Origin of the sequence: Amycolatopsis sp. NPDC058986, from assembly GCF_042741125.1 — a bacterium.
Classification (GTDB): Bacteria; Actinomycetota; Actinomycetes; order Mycobacteriales; family Pseudonocardiaceae; genus Amycolatopsis.
In genome coordinates this window covers 78,655-99,043 of the sequence record NZ_JBHYJW010000012.1, presented here as the reverse complement: position 1 = coordinate 99,043, position 20,389 = coordinate 78,655, and the positions used below count along the sequence as shown (strand labels likewise).

The 20,389-nt window shown below is 72.0% G+C and carries 8 protein-coding genes; 5 read left to right on the top strand and 3 right to left on the bottom strand.

Going from position 1 to position 20,389, the window contains the following annotated elements:
- The first annotated feature begins 45 nt into the window (after positions 1-45).
- Genes ACFW0G_RS13915 through ACFW0G_RS13900 form a run of 4 tightly spaced genes read left to right on the top strand, consistent with a single transcriptional unit; the run spans position 46 to position 13,678 of the window.
- Complete coding sequence (locus ACFW0G_RS13915) at positions 46-423, top strand: YbaB/EbfC family nucleoid-associated protein (RefSeq protein ID WP_378325501.1); 378 nt, start codon at positions 46-48, stop codon at positions 421-423.
- Entirely contained in the window at positions 423-782 is a 360-nt protein-coding gene (locus tag ACFW0G_RS13910; RefSeq protein ID WP_378325500.1) for a hypothetical protein, read from the top strand. The genes ACFW0G_RS13915 and ACFW0G_RS13910 overlap by 1 nt, the downstream gene beginning before the upstream one ends.
- 9 nt (positions 783-791) lie before the next feature.
- Positions 792-11,495, top strand: coding sequence for a hypothetical protein (locus ACFW0G_RS13905; RefSeq protein ID WP_378325499.1), 10,704 nt, complete (start codon positions 792-794; stop codon positions 11,493-11,495).
- 17 nt (positions 11,496-11,512) lie between these two features.
- Complete coding sequence (locus ACFW0G_RS13900) at positions 11,513-13,678, top strand: YrhB domain-containing protein (protein WP_378325498.1); 2,166 nt, start codon at positions 11,513-11,515, stop codon at positions 13,676-13,678.
- 57 nt (positions 13,679-13,735) lie between these two features.
- Here ACFW0G_RS13900 and eccB read toward each other — a convergent pair whose 3' ends face one another.
- Together eccB and eccD are read right to left on the bottom strand one after the other, a co-directional pair.
- Positions 13,736-15,169, bottom strand: coding sequence for a type VII secretion protein EccB (eccB, locus tag ACFW0G_RS13895; protein WP_378325497.1), 1,434 nt, complete (start codon positions 15,167-15,169; stop codon positions 13,736-13,738).
- A 3-nt stretch (positions 15,170-15,172) separates the two neighbouring features.
- The gene (gene eccD / locus ACFW0G_RS13890; RefSeq protein ID WP_378325495.1) at positions 15,173-16,555 is read right to left on the bottom strand and encodes a type VII secretion integral membrane protein EccD; all 1,383 of its coding nucleotides are present in this window, start codon (positions 16,553-16,555) and stop codon (positions 15,173-15,175) included.
- 101 nt (positions 16,556-16,656) lie between these two features.
- Between eccD and ACFW0G_RS13885 the strand changes: the two genes are divergently transcribed.
- On the top strand, positions 16,657-18,150 hold the full coding sequence (locus ACFW0G_RS13885) for a serine/threonine protein kinase (RefSeq protein WP_378325493.1): 1,494 nt from the start codon (positions 16,657-16,659) through the stop codon (positions 18,148-18,150).
- Between the two features lie 48 nt (positions 18,151-18,198).
- Here ACFW0G_RS13885 and ACFW0G_RS13880 read toward each other — a convergent pair whose 3' ends face one another.
- Positions 18,199-20,385 (bottom strand): DUF3488 and DUF4129 domain-containing transglutaminase family protein, encoded by a 2,187-nt coding sequence (locus tag ACFW0G_RS13880; protein WP_378325491.1) that lies wholly within the window; start codon positions 20,383-20,385, stop codon positions 18,199-18,201.
- Between the last annotated feature and the right edge of the window lie 4 nt (positions 20,386-20,389).

The following is a 20,389-nucleotide window of genomic DNA, read 5'->3' as shown; positions in this document are numbered from 1 at the left end:
GATCTTCGCGCCAGACTGGTGCCCGGACGAGAAAAGGGGGCCGGCATGGACACACCGCTCCACCTGAGCATGTACGGCGAGTACCAGCGGATGGCCGAAGACGTCCGGGCCGCGCAGGCCCGCGTGACCGAGATCCGTACCGAGGCCACTTCCGAGGACGGGACGATCACCGCGATCGCCGGCGGTTCCGGGGAACTCGTCGAGCTGCGGCTGGATTCCCGGATCTACCGGACCCCGGATTCCGACCAGCTCGCGACCGACATCACCGCCGTCGTCCACCAGGCGGCGCACCTCGCCCGGCAGGAGACCTTCGAGATCCTGTCCGGCTTCCTGCCGCCCGGCGCCCGCCCGGAAACGACCGACCTGCGGGCCGATCCGCTGTTGCACGAACTCGACCGGCAGGTCGCGGGGAGGGAACGCTGATGGCGCCGCCGGACGAACGCGGAATCACCGTCACCAACGCCGACGGCCTCATCGACATGTATCCCGACGCGACCGAGCGGGTGTTCCGGGCACTGGACATGATTCGCCAGACCTTCAGCACCACGCTGCCCGCCATTCGCGAGGTCCTGGAGCGGGAAATGACACTGGGGAACGGGAAACCGGGCGAGATGTTCATGGACAACTACCGCAAGCCCGCGGTCGAGACCTTTCGTTACGCCAACCAGACCCCGCGAGTGCTCGACCACTACGCGCAGAACGGCCTCGGGCAGGTCACCGAGTACCGGACAGCGGACGCGAAGAACGCCGCCGGCCTGCGGGCGCAGCAGCCCGGAAACTAGGACCAGGTCATGGCCGACCCGAGTGACATCCAGGAACCGAGCGACGAACTCTTCATCCGGGTCAAGAAGATCTGGGGAGTGGACGCGGTCTGGCCACGCGACAGCGAAGGGGACGCGCAGAAACTGGGCGAGGCCTGGGAATCCCTGGCGACCGCGTTGACGAAGCTGGCGACCGACGGCCAGGCACAGCTCAAGGATCTTCACGAGGCATGGCAGGATCTCGCCGGCGTCGCGGCCTACGACTCCCTTCGCGCCCTCTTCGCGGGATCCGACGGCAAGAGCGGCATCCAGGCGCTGGCCGGCCAGTGCACCCAGCTCGCCGAGTTGTGCAAGGGATACGCCAAGCAGATCTCCGACATGAAGGGCGAGATCATCGCGGATCTCGCCATCAACGTCGCACTGTTCGCCCTGTCCTTCGCACTGGCCGGACCAGCGGGCGAGGCCTTTTTCGCGGCCCGGTTCGGTGCCATGATCGCGGCGAGGATGGCGCAGTTCGCCGAGGCCGTCGAGGCGATGGGCGCCGGGCTCAGGTTCGGGTTGCAGGCCGGGATGAACGCGGGTTTCGGCGCGCTCGCCGGCGGGCTGGGCAACCTCGCGGGCCAGGAACTGAGCAACCTTCGCGGCTACGGACCCATCAACTGGGACAACGTCGGACACGCCGCGGGCGCCGGTGCCGTCGCGGGCGCCATCGCGCACGGGGTCTTCACCGGGGCCGGAAAACCGCTCAGCACGGGCGTGACCCGGTTGGCCGGCAAGGCGCCGGGGATCTCCGACACCGTGGCGGGCCAGATCGGCAACATCGCCGGGGTGGCCGCGACGGGTGCGGGCGCCGGCGCGGCGACCGCCGCGGTCTTCGGTCAGGACGCGATCGACGGCGCGATCGGCGGTGCGGCCATCGGGGGCAGCGCGGCGCTGGCCATCCACGGCGGGCGCAACACCTACGAGCACGTCACCGGCAACAAGGCGAACTCCCTGCAGGACTTGATCAAACCTCCCGGCGGGGGCGACGGCGACCCGCCGGGCCCCGGCGCGAGCCGCTCGGCCGGAGGGGATCCCCCACCCGCAGGGACATCGGAACGGCACAGCCCCGGAACCGCCGAGAACGCACAGACCGGCGCGGCATCACAGCATTCCGCTCAGGAAACCGCCCAGCACGGTGAAGGACCGGTCGCCCGCGCGGGCGCGCAGGGCGCCGATCACCCGGGGGCGACGCAGGAAACCACCGTGGCCGAGAACCGGCAAACCGCCACGCCGCCCGGTCACGAGACCACCGCGAACGCCGGGCCGCCGACCGGGGAAACCGTCTCGAACGCGGTGCCGCGGACGACGGCTCAGATGCCCGCGGCGACGACGGTCGAAAATGTCCACAGTGGATCCTCGACCGTCTCGCACGGGACGAACTCGTCCACCGTCCCGGCGAAGTCCGCGAGCGTCGAGCCCCCGGTACGGCAGTCAGCGAGCGGAGACACTCCAGCACAGCAGGCATCGGCCGCGGAGACGTCCAAGACCCAGCAGGCGGCGAGCCGGAACACGGAGAGTCCGGAGCAGGCGTCCCCGAAGCCGAAGCAGGGAGAGCAACCCGGCAAGGGCGGCGAGCAACCCGCCAAGAGCACGGAAACCGCCACCCCACCGGAGAAATCCGCACCGGCGGCGGCCAAGCAGCCTGCCGAGGGCCAAGCGGAAACGCGCGGCCGGAACGGCCGCTCGCAGCAGGCGGTACTCCAGCCGGGCGAGAATCCGAAGGCCACCCCCGGCCCGGCGGTGGCCGAGCGGGCCGAGGCCCGGCCGGGAGAGCGCGAATCCGGCAGCGACGACAAGCGCGGCTCCGCCCCGGAGCCACCGAAACCGTCCGAACACACCAGCGCAGGGCGTGGCCCCGACGGTGCCGAGCCGCGCGGACGGCAGGGCGAGCGCGGGCTGGTCGTCGAGAAGATCACCACACCGGAGCCGCTGACCCTGGCGGACGGGACGAGCCACACACTGCCCGCCGGAAGCGAGATAGTGCGGGACAGGGCAACGCGCGAAACGGTCGCGTACCGGCAGACGACCGGCGAAGACGGCAAACCGCTCGCCAAGCCCGCCACGTTCTTTCCCACCCACGACGGCGTCTGGGCCAGGACGGAAAAGCCGCTGGACCCGGCGATGCACGAGGCGTGGCTGGCGAACGCGAACTACTCGCACGAGACCGCCCGGCTCCTGGACGACCTCGGCAAGCGCTACAGCGAAGACCTGCCCAAACGCGAACGCCTGAACAACCTGCGCTGGCACGAGCTGAAGAATCTGCTGCGCGGTAGTGCCGACGATGTGGCCGCCGCGATTTTCGAGGCGATCCGGCGGCGGGAGGGGATCTTCCTGCGCTGGACGCAGTTGTCGGCGGCGGACGCGCTCGGCAGCGGCAAGATCGTGAACATGGCCGCGGGCGAGGGCAAGTCCTATGTGTACCTGGTGCACGCCGTGCGTGAGGCGATGCGGAACGGCGTCGACGCGGTGAACGTGATCCAGACCCGCGGCCATCTGGCCGACCGGGAACTGGAACGGTACCGCAAGGTGCTGGGCAAACTGGACATCGACGTCCACCGGATCACCCCGGACGAGCCGATGCCGGTGCCCGAACCCGGCAGGCCGACGATCTACATCGGCACCCAGCAGGAGCTCGAATTCACGGTGCTCAAGCAGAAACAGGTTCCGGGCCAGGTCGCGGACGGTTCCAACAAGATCCACGCCGTCGTCGACGAAATCGACGAAGCGTTCGTCTACTCCGACACCAAATACGTCCTCAGCGAGGGCGCGGACCAGCTCGCCCCGCCGGAAATCGCCCAGGAAGTCCACTGGGCCCAGGAATTCCTCGACACCAACCTGACCCGGGAACATTTCAGCCCCGCCGGGGGCCGCGAGGGACAGCTTCTCGCCCTGAACAAGGCCGGCGGGATCAAGGTGGTGGAACTGCTGGGCGAGGCGCCGCCGGTCAAGCTGGCCCAGCGGCTGAACATGGCGGCCAACGCCAAATGGATATTCGAAAAGGACGTCCACTACATCGTCGACGACGGGGCGCACCCCAAGGGCCCCGGCGCGTCCGGGCCCGAGGGCCCGTCGGTCAAGATCATCGACCCGGTCACCCACGAGGTCCTCTACGACCCGAAGACCGCGACGGAGAGCCGGTGGAACGGCGGGCTGGCCCAGGCGGTCGAGGCCAGGGAAGGCCTGCCGGTCCGCGACGACCCGATCGGCCACAACGAGATCACCGCCGGAGAGACCTACGGCAAGGGCAAGCTGATCGAAAGCGTGACCGGCGCCTCGGGAACGGCCAATGGCCACGGGGAGCGTTTCAGCTCCCAAGGCCTCCCCGGCGAGGTCGCCGACACCCCCCGTTACTACAATTCGCGACTGCACCAGCTCGACGATGTCTTCACCTTGAACTCGGCCGAGAAACTGAAGACCATGGCGCAGGAAATCAAAGATTTCCAAACGAGCGAAGAGCGCCCCCAGCTCGTCCTGCTGCACCGCAACGACCTGGTCGGCAAACTTTCGGACCTGCTCACCAAGGACGGCGTCGAGCACGTCGCAGTCGACGCGAAACAGTTCACGAAATGGGGTACCAACCGGCCGGAGGAGTTCAAGAAGATCCTCGACGAGGCCGGCGGGAAACGCAAGGTGCTGGTGGTCAACATGCAGGGCGCCCGGGGTGTCGACATCAAGGTCGCTCCGGAGATGCAGGCGCAGGGCGGCCTGCGGGTCCGGGTCAGTGCCCGGTCCCCCTTCGCGGACATCGACATCCAGGCGGAGAACCGCACGGCCCGCAACGGGGAACCGGGCGACGTGGTCTATTACCCGTCCCTGGACGACGAAGTGTTCAGACTGGCGCCCGACGCCCAGGTCGAGCACGCGATCGTCAGGTACGAGAAGGCACACGCCGAGCACGAGAGCGCCGCCGCCGAACACAGCGCGAACCCCACCCCGGAGAACCGTCAGGCGCTCACCAACGCCGAACAGGAACTCTCCCATGCTGGAAAGGGGCTCACCGGCTCCCTTCCGCAACTGCGGACCCACGCCCTCGCGGGACGGATCGCGCTCCAGACGCTGCCCACCCACCAGCCCAACGCCCCGCCCGGCCCTGCCCAGCCCACCGGAGACCTCCCCACCGCGCCGGAGTCGAAGCCGCCCCAATCGCCGCGGCACACCCTGCTGACAGCTCAGCCGGGCGAACAGCCCGATTCGCCGATCGCACGGCCGGCGCCCGAGATCCGGCCGCAGTTGCCCGCCGCGGTGCACACCGTCGCGACCGAGCTCGCCGACCTGGTGGGACAGCACCACGCGGGGACGATCCTGACGCACCACATCGCCGAGATCGCGGCGGCGGGCCACGTCCCCGAGGGCGCCGGTCCCGCCGACCACCTGGCATCGCTGGCGGACCCGTCGCGGCAGGAGGAACTGCATCGGCGGCTGCGGGAGGCCGTCGCCCAGGCCAGGGCCGAGGGGCCCGGTCCGACGGCGCAGCTTGGCGAAAACACCGCCGCTCCAACGAATTTCAGCACTGTCCACGCCGTGATCGCCGGCGAGACCGGACCGGCGGTGCCGCAGACGACGGGCGAGCACCAGGGCCCTGCCGAGCAGGCCGCGGAATCACCGAAGCGGCCCGAACAGGCCGAAACGCCGGAACCCGGGCCGGTTCCGGCCTCCGAGGCTCAGCCCGCCACGCCCCAGCCCTCCACACCCCAGCCCGTCGCGAGCCCGGCACCCGCCGCCCCGCAGCCCGCCGCTGCCCTACCGCCGACCGGAACCCCGCCGGGCCGGGGATCCGAAGGCCCCACCTGGCCACGGCCGCGTTCACTGGCGAAGGCGTCTCGCCCGCTCACCGGCACCATCGAAATCCACGGTCCGCTCAGCACGGTCCGGGGCGCCCGGCAGAAGCGGACGGCCGAAGAGATTTCCCGCTCGCGGCTGCTGCCCGCGGCGACCGCGGCGGACGTGCGCGTCGTCGAGAACGTCCCGTTCCCCCTGCCCTCGGCGGACGCGGTGGTGCTCGAGGGTGCCGGGGTGCCGTTCGTCTTCCAGACCATCCACGTGCCGAACCTCGGCCACTCCACGGCGAAACCGATCACCTTCCAGGTCTATCTGGAAGCCACGTCGAGCCTGCCACTGCCCCGGGTCGTCCTGCGCCTGCCCGACTGGCTGACGCCGGACCAGGCGGTCCTGCCGATGGCACACGCGATGGCGGCGGGCGCCGCGATGGTGGCCGAACGAGCCCGCGGCGGCTTGGCCTCCCTCCACGAGCAGCACCTCGGCCATGACCTGTTTCCCGGTCAGGCACCGGTGCTCACGCCGACAGATCTGGGCCACATCGCCCAGATCGTCGCGCTGGGCAAGGAAATCGAGCAGACACGGTGGCGCGACCGGCGGCGGCTGCGGGCGCAGCTGGGACGGTTGCTGTCGGACCTCGGACTCGCCGAGGACGACCCGCACAGCAACGTCCGGCTGCGCGCGCTCGCCGGGTACGGCACCAGAATCCGGATGAACGCACCGCCCGAAGCACGCGACGCGGCGACAGCGGCCGACAGCGCGCTCATCATCGCCAACCGGTACCGGCCGGCCAAGGCGGTCAAGGGATACCGATCCGTCCACCGGCCGGTCGAGGACCCGGCCGTGGAAATCGGCTACCGCGTTCCGGTGGATGCCCACGCCCGGCCCTTCGGCCGCGCCGCCGCGGTCGGGGCGGCCGTGCGCGAGCACCTCGGCAAGGCCGGATCGCGGGCCGGGGTGCGGCTGGTCCCCAGCGGACCGGACCTGCGCTACGACGCCTTCGTCGGCGAGCGGAAGATCTTCACCGCGGTCTTCCACGTGCTGCCCGGCCGCACGCTCGAAACGACCGGTGTTTCGGTGCACCCCGGCAAGCAACTGCTGTCCGGCTACCTCCCCGCCCGGACGCGGCTACGGGACGTCGAGGAGGTCGTCAGCGCCGCGATCGCTTACGGGGCAAGGTATTTCACCACGGCGACCGCCGATCCGCACGCGCACACCCTGCACCGGGACACCGATCTGGACGCGCTGCCCCCGGGGCCGGCCGACCGCGCCTTCGAGGCCAGGATCGAGGTGCTCGGCGATCGCGTCGTCACCACCCCGGCGTGGCGGCCGTGGCGCAGGCGGCAGCTGGTCTCCCAGCTGCGCAAGCTGCTCGAACGGGCCGGGCTGGAAAAGCAGCTGCCGGGCTATTCCTACCGGGCGGGCTCGCTCGGCCCGCACGCCCGCGCGGTGGTGGACGAGTTCGCCAGGACCAGGTCCCACGCGGACTACCTGCCCACCTGGTTCCACGTCGGGACCGCGCTCTTCAACGAGTACCCGGCGATGCTGGCGATGGGCGTCACCTTCACCATCGCCGGCGCCGCGCAGAACCACGCGGGCAACGGCATCGGCTATCTCGTATACGGCCTGGTGGCCACCCTGACGGGTGCGGCACTGGCGCGGAACTACGACATCGCCAGCGACAAACAGGCTGCCAAGAAGAAGAAATGGGACGAGATCCGCGCCGCGGTCGACCATGGCCGCGCGCTGGCGGATTCGGTCAACAGCTGGCGCCGCGACCACCTCGGCCGGGCGCCGAAGCACAACGCCGAAGTGCCCTCCGCCGCGCAGCTCCAGGGCGAAGCCCCCGACATCGCCCCGAGCCTGACCCGGCGGTATCTCCGCTTCGGGACGCCCCGGGTGGCGGGCCTGGCAGCCGGGCTGGCCGCGGGCTGGCCGCTGGGCATCGCCGCCTCATCCGTGCTGGGCCTGCTGTTCGCGGCGCTCGCCACGACCGTTCTGCAGCCGCTGGCCGAGGGGATCAGCCGCCGCTCGCGCAAGGGTGCCGAGCTGGCCCAGCAGGACGACCTCCGGCGCACGCTGAACAGTTACGACATCGAGGAGATCAACGATCTGTACCGGCAGATCGAGCAGGCCTTCGCCGTGATCGACGGTCATCTCGCGGACACGCCACTGCCGGCGGACGTACTGGCCAGGCTGACACCGGTACCCGCCGAGCGCCCCGGCGTGGCCTACGACGTACGCGAGCCGGTGCTGGGGACGCTGAGTGCCTCGTCGGGCTTCATCCCCTATGTGCCCGATCCGAACAAACTCGCGCGTCCGTCGCCGAGCCTCAAGCCGATCGGGCCCATCCTGGAGCACCTCAACGCGCACGCGACCGTGGTGGCCTTCGATCTGGTACGGCTGGCCGTCGCGGGCAGTGTCTCCGCGTGGGCGGAGAACCGGCTGGCGGTGCGCGAGGTGAACAACAAGCTCACCCGGCTGGCCATGCGGATGCGGGCCGAGCGCGAAACACAGCTCCCGATGAAGACACAGGACCGGGACCAGCTGCTGCGGGACATCATCGTGCAGGCCCTGCGGATCGTGGCCGATTCCGCGCAAGCGAACCCGGCGGAGAACGCCTGGCTGCCGCCGGTCACGTCCCTGCCCCCGGAACTGGACCGGCTGTTCGGCACCATCCGGTCGCACGCGCCCCGGCTGCCGGACCCGGTTTCCCGGAAGGCTTCGGCGTCCCGGTGGTCCTACGCGGGATTCATCGCCACCAAATCGGCGGCCGCGGGCGCGGTCACGGTCATTCCGAGCGCGCTGCTCGGCATGCCGGGGTCGTATCTGCTCGGCGCGAGCGCGGCCGCGGTGGCCGGGCTGCTCGCGGTGGCGGGCAGGCCGTTCCACCGGATCAGGGAAATCCTCGTCGACGACCGGGCGGGCTCGCCCGTGGAGAAACAGAGCGACCAGGCCGCTCTCGAAAACCGCCACGTCCTCCAGCAGGTGCTGGAATCCGGGCTCAGGGGCTACGCGGAGAAGTACGGCGAGGCCCTGCCCGGCGCTCTGGTGGAGCGGGTTTCGCACTTCGTCACCTCGCACGAGCAGCCGACGCTGCCCGCGGTGACGCCGCTGGCCGAGTTCGAGCCCATCTCCTTCACCGACGAAAGCCTGCGGTCCGGGGAGTGGGCGCGGGAGGTCCGGGTCAGGCTGGCCTCGCTGGCACAGGCCATCGAGAACGAACTCCGCCTCTGGGGTTTCCGCCCCACGCTGGAACGCAGGCAGGCGTTGCTGCGGGACGAACTGCCCCGGCTCGCCGCCCGGGTGGAAACCCAGCTGGGCAAGTACGAAGGCACCGGCGACAGTCTCCTGGCCGACCGGCTGGCCACGGTGCTGCGGGACTACCTGCGTACCGGGGAAGGCGACTTCACCATGCAGGTGCAGCACGTGCTCTGGGAGCACGAGGCCGTGGACGTCGCGCTGGTCAGGGACCTGAAAACGCTGGCACGGCAGTACGAAAGCACCGGGCGGGGCGACCTCGGCAGGCAGCTGGTCGACCTGTTGTGGCGGCACGGCTACGACCGGGACCGCCAGCTCGTCGACCGGGTGGCCGAGCTGACGAACATCCGGTTCGGCGACGACCGGCTCGCCGCGCACCTGAAGATGCTGCTGCACTGGTACGAAACCGGGGGCGACGGCCACCTCGCCCGGCAGGTGCACACCCTGCTGCGGCGGCTGCCCCCGGGCACCGCGCTCCCCGGGCAGATCGCGAACCTGCTGCACCCGTTCGAGAACGAACGCGCTCGCGCCGCGCGCCTCGCGGTGGAGGCCATTCGCGAACTCAACGAACTCGTCGCGGAATACCAGAAAGCCAGTGATCCGGTGCGGTTCACCCGTGTCGACGACCCCGCCCCCGAACTCCCCGAACCGGTCTACCGGACGCCCGGTCAGCTGCTGATGGACAAGTTCGCCGAGGAGCTGAAGCCACCACGGACGGTCCTGGGTTCCCGTTATCTAGCGGACCGGCTCCCCGAGGACTGGGCGAAACGGCTGCGCGAGCGGGCAACGGACCTGCTGGCGGACGCCAGGAGGAGCGCGGCGCTCGCCGTCTGGGCCGGTGAGAAGACCGGGAAGTACACCCGGGTGGCGGCCACCGCCGACACGGCACCGCCCGCGGTGCTCGAGTCGCTCCTGCGCGACGAAGTCCCCCAACTGTCGAAGATCAACCCGAAACACAGCGAGTGGCTGCCGGGCCGCGAGCCGTACCGGACCAACTGCGTGCCCGCCACGAGTGCCTTCCTGCACGCGCTGGCGGGCTGGGACACCGGGGCCGTCGCGGCGAAGCCGGAGCGGGCCACCCTGGCCGCGCTCTGGCAGGAGGTGGGTGGCACCTGGCAAGCCCACGGCACCAGGTACGACAACGTCATCGCCGCGATGACCGGCCGCAAGGGGATGGCGGCGGCGCTGGCCGTCGTGTCGCGGGGGCGCCACGGCGAAAAGGTCCGGCACGTGAGCGCGGTGGTGGTGAGCGAGAAGACCGGGGTGCCGATCTTCGTGGATCCGCTGACCGGCTACGCGACGAAACTCCCCAGCCACCCCAAGGCGATCTACCTGCTGCCGGTCGACCTGGCGGCGCTGCGGTCGATGAAGGACGTCGAACTGCCGCCCGACGGGCTGGCGAAGCTGCCGGACGCCGAGCGGACGGCGGCCTACCACGGCCAACGGGGACGCGAGCTGTACGAGCTGGTGCGGCAGTCACCGCTGTTCAAGTCGAAGGGACTGCCCCCGCTTCCGGCCGCGCGGCCGGACACGACGCAGTATTTCGAGCGGCATCCGCTGTTCCAGCTCTGGGGACGATCGCCGCTGGCGAAGGCGAACCGGATGCACGCGCTGCCCGCGATCGACGCCGGTACCGCGTCCAGGGCGGAAGAGGCGAGGTTCCTCCGGGAAAACCACCCGGACTACGCCCAGCCGAACCCGCACTTCTACGGCACCGCCTGGCGCGACGACGGCTGGGTCGATCAGGGCTACCTCGCCCACTGGTTCGGCGGATTCTGGTTCCACCACCTCGATTCCTACGACAGCGTGATCGTCGCGATGGCCGACCGGCCGATCGGCGCGCGCGCCCTGATGCTGGTCGTCACCTCCGACGAACAGGGGGTGGAGGAACACCGGCTGGGCTACGTGGCCCACGGCCCGTACGGCGTCGCGTTCTTCGACCGGCAGCTCGGCCGGTTGCTGCACCTGCCGGAGTACCCGGACCGGCTCGCCCTGCTGCCCTACACCGACCCGTTCCTGCCGTGGCGGGACGCACCACCCGAGTATCAGCCCGCGCCGGGGAAGCTCTTCGTGCCGGATGCCCCACCGGCCCGCCACGACGAGGAGCCGCGGGCGGACGTACAACCGGCCGAGCCATCCCTTCCGTCCTTTGTGGACGATGTGCGGATCACACCGGCCGGTCCGCGTAACCGGCCCCGGCCGCCGATGCGCCAGGCACCGCATCCCTCCCGCCCGGATCCGTCCGGCCCGCCGCCCTCCAGCCCGCCGCCCTCCGGCCCGGGTCCGGACCACGGCCCGGAGGCGGCGAAACCGGCCAGGTACGGCCCGTACCACCGGGCGGAAAGCTCAAGCCAGTCACCGGAAGTGGCGAAGATGATGGTGGAATCGAACGAGCTCTGGGGGAAAGCCGCCCGGTTCGGCAACAGCGCCGTTGTCCAGGCGTGGAACGGCCCGCTGCCGGACGGCGACCGCGGCGTCGAGTTCTACACGGACGTCAAGCCGCGGTTCTACGGCACCAAGGTCTCGCTCCGGGAATGGCGGGAAGGCCAGAACGTCACCTTGGACGGCGACTACGTGAAAGTCGCCATCGTGGTCACCAAGAACACCCAGACGACGCCGGAGGCCGACGCGGGCGGAACGGCGGAAATCCCGTGACGCGCGAAGGAGAAGCGATGGAAGCGCGGGAAGCGGTCGAGAAGGTCGAGCACTGGTTGCGTTCCGGCACGTCCGCCGACCTGACCGACGGCGAGCACGCGGTGCGGGTCGACCACGAAAACGTGGTGCGCGTGCCGGAAGGCTGGTACGTCCCCTACGACTCGGTCCGGTCGCTCGACACGGGAGACCGGCTGGCCGCGCTGGTGCCGCAGCCCGCGCTCGTCGTGCGTGCGGACGGCGCGCTGCGCAGGCCCGACCTCGGCCCGGAAGGCAGGCTGCCGAGCGTGCCGGTGGCCATGGCCGGTGCGGCGGACTGGCAGGAGATCCTCGAGCCGGAGTTCGAGCACAGCGGGGTGGCCTACCTCGGCGTTCCGCGAAGCGCCGTGCTCGCCTGGCGGAAGTACACCGACGGCGAGCCAACGGACGAAGTGCGGGTCAATCCGGAGTATCAGCAGGGCCCGGAGCGGCTGGGCTACCCGCCCATGGACACCCCGCTGGAGCATCTGCTGAGCTACGCCGCGACCGGACGCTACGAGCGTGCCCAGTACCTGTCCGGCTTGCTGGGCGCGGAAGTGCTCATCCCCCTCGATCCGTATACCGGGCAGCCACTGGAGCGGCAGTGGGAGGAAGGCCGGACGCTTCTGCGGGTGTACAGCTCCCGGCGCCGCCTGCCGGTGGGCACCGCGCGCTGGTCGCGCGCCGAAGTGCTGTCGGTCATCGAAGACTTTCCCGGCACCGGCCTGCTGATCAACCCCGGTTCGTTCCCGTCGGACCGGCTCGACGCCGGCGAGCTGGCCGCCACGCGGGCCGCGTGGCCCCTGTTCCGCAAGTCGCCGCCGGTCGTGGAGGTCTCACCCGAGTACTCCGAGTGGGTGGCCGAAACGGGCAGGCTCGTCGCGGAGCGGTTCGGGCTTGACGAGCCGCTCGCCGGTCTGCGCGAGGCGATGGCGAAAGCCAGGGCCGCCGGTTTCGAACTGTCCGAAGTGGAGTGTGAACGCTTCGTCGTCGGCCGGGCGTGGGAACGGCGCAACGGCGTGCGCCCCGACGGAGTCGACTCGCCAGGGGAAGACCGGTCCGGCCGGCAGTGGCCGGAAGACCTGACGGCGAACGGCCTGGTGGCCAGGTACGACGCGCTCGGCCGGGTCCGGCCGCACGCGGGGAGTTCGGGCAAGTTCTCCCGGCGGGACGCCGACGAAGCCGGCTTTCAGTGGCACCGCGTCACCGGGGCCTTCGTCGGGTTCGCCATGGGCGAGTCCCTCGGCCTCGCGGTGGACACGCTGAGCACGCCGGAGATCCAGGCCCGGTTCGGCGACGGCCTGCTGGACCGGGTCGGCAGGCCCGGCCCGCTGACCGAGCAACTGCTGTTCCACACCGAGGGTCTGCTCCGGGCGCTGCCCGCCCCGGTGACCCCGGCCCTGCGGACGGTCGGGGTCCGTGCTCTGCGCCGCTGGCGGGAAACCGGCGGCGACGACGGCTGGTTGACGCGAGTCGCGGAACTGCGCGATCGCACGCCCCTTCCGGCCGGGCCCGGCGACGACGTGAGCTTCCTCGTGCCGGGTCTGGCAGCCGCGCTCTGCGGTGGCGCCCCGGATTCGGACGAGAAGACCGCCGCGGAAGCCGGCAGGCTGCTCGCGGCGGGTGCCGGCGCCGACGAACCCACGGCGGACGCGGCGGCGGCGCTGGCGGAGCTGTTCGCCCGGCTCTTCCGGCGGGCCGACCCGGCCTATCCCCCGCACATCCACGTTCAGCGGCAGCTGGACGTGGGAACGGTGTCCGGCCCGGTGGCCGGGGCATTCGCCGGCGCCCTCCGCGCCAGGGTCGAGCTGATCCGCCCCGACCACGAGGAACTGGACGCGGCGGGCACGGGGCAGAGCGCCGTGGACGCGGTGGGACGGACGATGATCGCGGTGTTCCGGCGGTTCTTCGACCCGCGCTGGACGCTGGTGTCCGCGGTCGGCCACTCCGGCCGAAGCGCGATCACCGGAGCGCTGGCCGGGGCGATGCTCGGTGCCCGGTACGGTATCCCCAGCCTGCCCGCGGACTGGCTGCACCAGCTGGAACTACGCGACTTGACCGAAACCGTCGCCGACGACGCGTTCTGGCACTTTTCCGCCCATCCGCCGCTCGCCGACAGCCGCTACGCCGCCGAGTGGGCCGCCCGCTATCCGCGCGATGTGTCCTGAGTGGACGGACAGACGCCGCAGGCACCGCACTATCCACAGTAGACGGACAGCAGGGGCTCAGCCGCCCAGCGTCTGGTTCTTCGCGGCGTTCGGATCGAGCCCCGGGCCCTCCGGCAGCCGTGCCACCAGCCCGGCGGGCAGCCGGACGGCGCGATCGGCCGGGTAGCCGAGCATCTTCAGCACGTCCGGCGCGGCCAGCGGATAACGGCGGCCCAGGTCGGTCACCAGGGTCAGGGTTCCGCTCGGCGCCTGCGCCGAGGGCATCGCCTCGACGACCGCGGCGCTGCCCGGCGGCACGAACACCCGGTCGGCGAGCGGGGTGCCGTCCGCGGACCGGCGCGAGGTGGCCGCCATCGGATCCGCGGGCGGCAGCGCCGGATCGACGGTCAGCCGCGGCGCGGTCCCGCCCGGCGCGAAGGTGGCGCACACCGTGGACTCCCGGTCCCGCAGCCGCGCGATCGACGGCCGCGTGGCTGGGGCCGCACCCGCCACGGCGTCGGCCGGGTCGAGCCGCCGGGAGGTGGTCGCCAGCGACGGCGGCAGGGAAACCGCCATCGGCTCACCCCCCGGATAGGCGGCCGACGTCTGCGCGGCGGCCCGCTGGATGTCGTACTGCAGCGCGGAAATCGGGCGCAGCGCGTCCCGCTCGGCGAGGTAGTACTGCCGTCCGCCGCCCGAGGGCTGCACCACCAGCAGCATCCCGGCGCGGATGTCGGCCCGGCCCGGCACCGCCGTCGACGGCTCCCCCGGCTGTGCCACCGCGAGCGGCCCGATCGGGGCGCCCTCCGGCAGGACGTCGAGCCACGGCCTGCCCACCCGTGCCCACGGTTCGGCGGTCAGCGCGAGCCCGGTGCCGACCGCGCCGTAGTCCTCGATCCGGTGCCGGTGACCCCGCCAGACCAGATACCGGTCCCCGTTCGTCACCAGTTCCACCAGCAGCGCCTGATCGCCCAGCCCGGCCCCGCCCGCCGGGTCGGCCCCGGCCAGCAGCACCGACTCCTCGATCCGGCTGCCCGCCACGTCGCTGGCGGGCGCCGAACACAGCGACCACGAGCCGGTGAGCAGCCGGTCGGCGGCGGGCAGCGCGTCCGGCGCGTCCGGGATGCCGATCCGCGGCCCGCGCGGCACCCCGGCCAGCGACTCGCGGGAAACCTGTTCCGTGGCGCGGTGATCGCCGAGCAGCAGCAGCGCGGAGGTGTAGTTGGCGACCGGGTGCAGCCGGTCGCCGAGGTAGACGTACCTCGTCCCGGTCTCCTTCTCCACGATCACCGCGGATTCCTTGCGCCAGGCCGTGTTCCCGCCCGGCACGATCATCCCGTACACCCCGACCGCGGCGAGCGACACGATGCCCAGCGCGATCCCGGCGAACGACGCGCTCCCGGTGCGGCGGAACGGCGGCTGCTCCGGATCGGTCTCGCGGGTCACCAGCGCGGACGTCGCCCGCCGGACGAGGAACTGGTACGCCTGCAGCTGGTCGCGTTTGGACGCCACGGGTCAGCCTCCCAGCCCGCGCACGGCGGCATACAGATCGAGCACCCAGCACGCCACCGGCACGATCGCGACCATGAGCAGGATCTCGAAGTACTCGGCGAACCGGCCGAGATAGGGATTCGCGCGGCGGGTGCTGAGCAGGACGCTGGACGCGATCGCGCCCGCCGCCACGGCGAACAGCAGCGGACCGGCCGTCAGCAGCGCACCCGCCCCGTCCGCGATCAGCGGGCCGAGCGCGAGACAGCCGAGCCCGGACATCCCGGTGACGAGCAACGGAACGCGCTGACGCAGGACCGGATACAGCCGCGCGCGCAGCAGGAAACCCAGTGCCAGCACGGAAACCAGCACCACGGGCGCGGTGCCGCCCGCGCGGATCAGCACCACCTGGCAGACCGTCACCACCACCGACGTCCCGGCCAGCATGCCGGTGAGCAGACCGTCGGCCCTGGCCACGGCGGCGTGCACGAGCGCGAGCGGCGGCTGTGGATCGTCGCGGACCAGATCGGCCGTGCTGCGCGGCAGCACCGGCATCGGCACCCGGCCCAGCCGCAGGGCCAGCGGGGCGAACGCGCCGGACAACGCCAGCAGCGCCCCGCCGAGCACGGCCGCCGACCGGTACCCTGCGACGTCGTCGAAAGTGGCCAGCCAGCCGCCGAGCACGGTGAGCAGCCCCACCATGACCGCCCCGGCGAACAGCGTCTGCGCCGCGGTCACCCCGAGGTAGCCCACGAGCGCCGCCAGCAGCAGGGCCGCACCCGCGAGCACCAGCTGCCCGGCGGAGAGCCCGGTCACCGGATTGCCGCCCGCCAGCAGCAAACCGCCGCCCGCGAAGGCGTAGGGCAACGCGACCGCGGCAAGCACGGCTCCGGCACCGGCGTCCCGCATCGCGCGTGCCAGCGCGACACCCGCGATCAGCAACAGCGCCGCCGCGCCGAGCGCCCACGCCGCCGCGCCCGGCAACGGTGGTCCGGCGCGCAGCACCGCGGCCAGCCCCAGCACCAGGGCCACGGCGCCCGCGGAGAGCCCGGCCAGCCGGGTGTGCCGCGGGCCCCAGGCACGACCGGTCTGCCCCGAGCCGGTGGCGATGGCGTCGACCACGTCGTCGTACTCCAGCTCCGGCCAGTCGGCGCGGCGCGGTGTCAGGTGCAGGATCTCCCCGTCGCGCACGCGGTGCGAGCCGAGCGTCCGATCGAGGTCGAACGCCGTCCCGTCACCGCGGCGCAACACCCAGCCGCCTCCGGGAACGCCGTCGTCGGCGAGCCCTTCGCCCGCGCGTGCCAGCAGGCCGGGCAGGAGCTCGGCGACGGCCATGTGCTCCGGTAACGCCATGTCGATACGCCGATGCGGGGTGGCGATGGTGAGTCGGACCAGGCCGGCAGTCTGCATAGGGGAAGCCTCGGGCACCACGCGCGGACGCGGGCGCCGAAGGCAGGAACCTGCCGCGCGAAACGCACGTGGGAATGGCCTCGATGCGCGAGAATGGACACATGAGCATCGAGAACGCGGCCGTCGACCTGCGGCTCGTCGCCCAAGGCCCGATCGCCACGGTCTACGCGGCCCGGTCGGCCGACGGCGGCGCCGAGGCCGTCAAGGTGTTCCCCGAACGGTTCGACCGCGACACCGCGGCCTGGCTCGACCGGGAGCGCAAGGCGCTGGACACCGCCCGGTCGACGCCGTCGCTCCTGCCGATCGAGGGACTGGTCGAGTTCCCGCAGGGACGTTCGGGCGTGCGGATGCGGCTGTGCGACGGATCGCTGGCCGGGCTGCTCGACGCCGGTGTCCGCCTGCCCGTCTCCGACGTGCTCAGGCTGGGCGCGGCGATCGCCTCGGCGCTGGCCGCAGCCCATCGGGTGGACGTCCTGCACGGTGGGGTGACCCCGCACAACGTGCTCTACCGCGCCTCCGGTGAGTTCTTTCTCGCCGACTTCGGGCAGGCGCTGCGCCGCCGGTTCCCCCGCGATCCGATGTACGCGGTGGAATACACCGCGCCGGAGACGTTGCGCGACGACACGTTGTCCACCGCCTCCGATCTCTACGGGCTGGGCGCGGTGCTGTACACCCTGTTGACGGGCGCGCCGCCGTTCCCGCGCCGCACCGGGCAGCAACCCGGCGAACGGATTCTCCAGGTACTGCGGGAACCGGTGGCGCCGATCCGCGGCACGCAGGTGCCCGCCGGACTGTCCGAAATGGTCATCCGGCTGCTGGCCAAGGAGCCGGACGAGCGGCCCCACGAGGCGGGCGCCGTCGCGGAGCTGTTCGAAAACCTGCGCCGCGCGCCGCAAGGTCACGGTGTTCCCGCGCCTGTCCAGGAGCAGCTACCGGAGCGCACCGAGACGACCGCTGTGCCCGAAACCCCCGAGGACGAGCCGGAGCGGGAGGACGTCGAGTTCGACGATTTCGCCGAACTGCCAAGGCCTTCGCCCGTCTCGCCCGCGCCCGCGCCCGTGCCCGCTGAACCCGTGGCGCCGCCGCCCGCACCGGCGAACCCCGGTGGCCGCACGTTGATCCGTACCTTCGGCGGCCCGGCCACCGCCACGCGGAACACCGCTTCGGGCGCCGGCTGGCGTACCGGAATCCTGGTGGGCGCGGGTGTCGTCGTCGTGGGTCTCGCCGTGGTGCCGATGCTCGCCGGGCCGGAGAAGGTGTCCGGGCAGGCCAGCCCGGTGACGCTGGTCGCGCAGCCGGCGAACGGCATGCCGCCCGCCGAACAGGCCCCGGACATGCACCTCGAACTCGCCCAGCCCGCCGACCTCGGCGACCGCGTCCGCCTCAGCTGGCGCGCCGACGGTGACCTCGATTTCGCCGTTGTCGTGGCGGGCGAGCGGATCGACACGATGGTGCTCGTCGCGCACCGCCAGCGCGCCATGGACGTCCCGGTCGACCCGGCACGCCGGTACTGCTTCCAGATCCGTGCCACCGACGGCAGGCACGTCTACACCAGCGCGCCCGTCCCGATCCGCGGCGGCCGCTGCACCCCGTGAGCTGAAGGGGACTTTCCTCGCATCCCCTGCGACGAAAGTCCCCTTCAGCTACCGTCCCTTGGCCCGCTTGGGAGGCGACGGCGGCAGCAGCGTCCGCGGGTCCAGCGCCGCGCGCAGCCGGGCCCGCAGCGGCTGCCCGGCCAGGCCCTTGCGCACCTCGCCCACCTCGTGCCAGGCCCGCCGGACGGCGCCCTCGGACGCCGGGACTCCGGACCACAGCGCCATGTCCAGCACCTTGCCCAGCCGCGTGATGGGGTCGCGGGTCCGGTCCCCCGCCACCGCGTCCGCCAGATCGGCGAGATCCCGTGGTGTCATGCCGACGCGGTAGGGCACGCCGTACGCGCGCAGCCGGTCGCGGGCCTCCGCCCACGCGCCGATGACGCCCGCCGACCCGGAAAGGCGGCGACGGCGACGGCCGCGGACGGTCTTCGCCAGCGGCACTCCCCACAGCCAGCAGACAAGCAGTGCGCCGACCGCGATCGCCGCCACGATCCCCCACTGGCTCACACTCGGCCCAGTCGAACTGTCCACTTCGGACTCCTGGTGCCCCGGTGGCAACTGCGGTGGTCGCAACGACTGCTCGGGCGGCAGTTGCTGCCGCGCCAGCGCGGTCGCCTTGGCGAGACCGGACTGCTCCCGTCCGGCCCTGGCCGCCGCGGCCGTCGGGTCCAGCGGCACCCAGCCCACCCCGGCGACCGCGACCTCGGGCCACGCCAGCACGTCGCGGTTGCGCACGACCCGGTCGGCACCGTCCACTTCGGACGAACCGCCGAACCCGACCACCAGTCGCGCCGGGATACCGTTCATCCGCGCCAAAACCACGTACGCGGCGGCGAACTGCTCGCTCGTGCCGCGCTTGCTCTCCAGCAGGAACCGCCGCAGCTGGGGCCAGCCGTGCCCGGTCGGCAGATCGTTTCCGACCGCCACCTGGTAGTTCGCGCTGAGGAACCGTTCGAGCTGCAACGCCGACTGGAACGTCGGGCGCAGTCCGTGCACCGCGTCTTTGGCCACCCGGCCGATGTCGGCGGGCACCTGGCCGAGGCCGCCGAGCCCGCCCTCGGCGCGCGCGTCGACCTCCGCCAGCCCGAGCTTGGCGGCGTCGACCTCCGGCGATGACCACGACAACCGGTAACGCCGCTCCTGCCCCGGTGCCGCGGGCGGGTCCAGCAGGAGCGTGCCCGCGGACTGGTCCACCAGCGGCGCGAGCCCGTCCACCCCGGTCAGCGACGGCTGGCTGGGCAACCACGGTCCCGGCAGCGCGCGCACCCGGACATCGGCGGTCCGGGCGGCTCCGCCCGACGCGCTCTCCAAGCGGAGACCGAGCCGACGCAGCTTCGCGTCGGCCGACCAGTTGGACCCGTCGAAGCCGTCGAGCACGATCAGGCGCCAGCGGTCGACGGGTGCGTCACTGCGGTAGCGGAACACTTCCTGGCCGGGGCTGGCACTGCGCTCGCCGACCTCGTCCAGCGGATTGCCGAGCCGGTTCTGTGAAAGCGGAGCCACCTGGGCGTCGCTGAAACGGTACGGATTCCGGCCCGCCGGGTCGAGCTGGCCCAGTGCCGCCGCCCCGGCCACGAGTGCGACCACAGTGGACAGTGCGAGCCAGGTGCCCGCCGCGGACAGCCGCCGCGCCGGTCGTGGCCCGCCCCGTGACCGGCGGGCCGCACCGGGGCGCTCCGCCCACAACATCAAGGCCGCCATGACCGCGTACGCCACCGCGGCCGCCAGCGCGGTGAAGCCGGTCAATGCCTGGTACGCCTGGGAAAGCGCTGCGACGAGCAGACTCGGCAGCAGGGCGAGGAGCGGTTTTCGCAGCCGTAGCACCAACTCCAGGCCGAGCACCACCGCGAGCAGCACGGCCAGCGGGACGAACAGCAGCTGCTCGGGGACCGGGCGGGCGGGCCAGGTCGACTGCAACGTCAGCAGCCAGCCCTCGGTGAACCCGCGCACCAGGACGTTCAGCGTCTCGCCGGTGGGCAGGCCCGCGAGCGTGGTCGGGAACAGCACCGACTCGATCAGCCCGAGAAGTCCGCCCAGCACAACGAAAAGCGGCCGGTACGGCGTCAGTTTCGGCCAGCGCGCGCAGACTTCGACACAGACGTACCCGACGGCGACCACCACGAGGACCGGGAGGAGCAGCGACGGCAGGCCGAACACCGGCGTGAACAGCAGCCCGGCCACCGCGGTCGCGCCGAGCACTCCGGCGACCGCGAGCCGGTCCAACCTGTCGTTCATGCGA

Excerpts from the sequence above, each read along its gene's own strand:
- ACFW0G_RS13915 (WP_378325501.1), top strand. The coding sequence starts at position 46 with ATGGACACACCGCTCCACCTGAGCATGTACGGCGAGTACCAGCGGATG.
- ACFW0G_RS13910 (WP_378325500.1), top strand. The coding sequence starts at position 423 with ATGGCGCCGCCGGACGAACGCGGAATCACCGTCACCAACGCCGACGGC.
- ACFW0G_RS13905 (WP_378325499.1), top strand. The coding sequence starts at position 792 with ATGGCCGACCCGAGTGACATCCAGGAACCGAGCGACGAACTCTTCATC.
- ACFW0G_RS13900 (WP_378325498.1), top strand. The coding sequence starts at position 11,513 with ATGGAAGCGCGGGAAGCGGTCGAGAAGGTCGAGCACTGGTTGCGTTCC.
- eccD (WP_378325495.1), bottom strand. The coding sequence starts at position 16,555 with ATGCAGACTGCCGGCCTGGTCCGACTCACCATCGCCACCCCGCATCGG.
- ACFW0G_RS13885 (WP_378325493.1), top strand. The coding sequence starts at position 16,657 with ATGAGCATCGAGAACGCGGCCGTCGACCTGCGGCTCGTCGCCCAAGGC.
- ACFW0G_RS13880 (WP_378325491.1), bottom strand. The coding sequence starts at position 20,385 with ATGAACGACAGGTTGGACCGGCTCGCGGTCGCCGGAGTGCTCGGCGCG.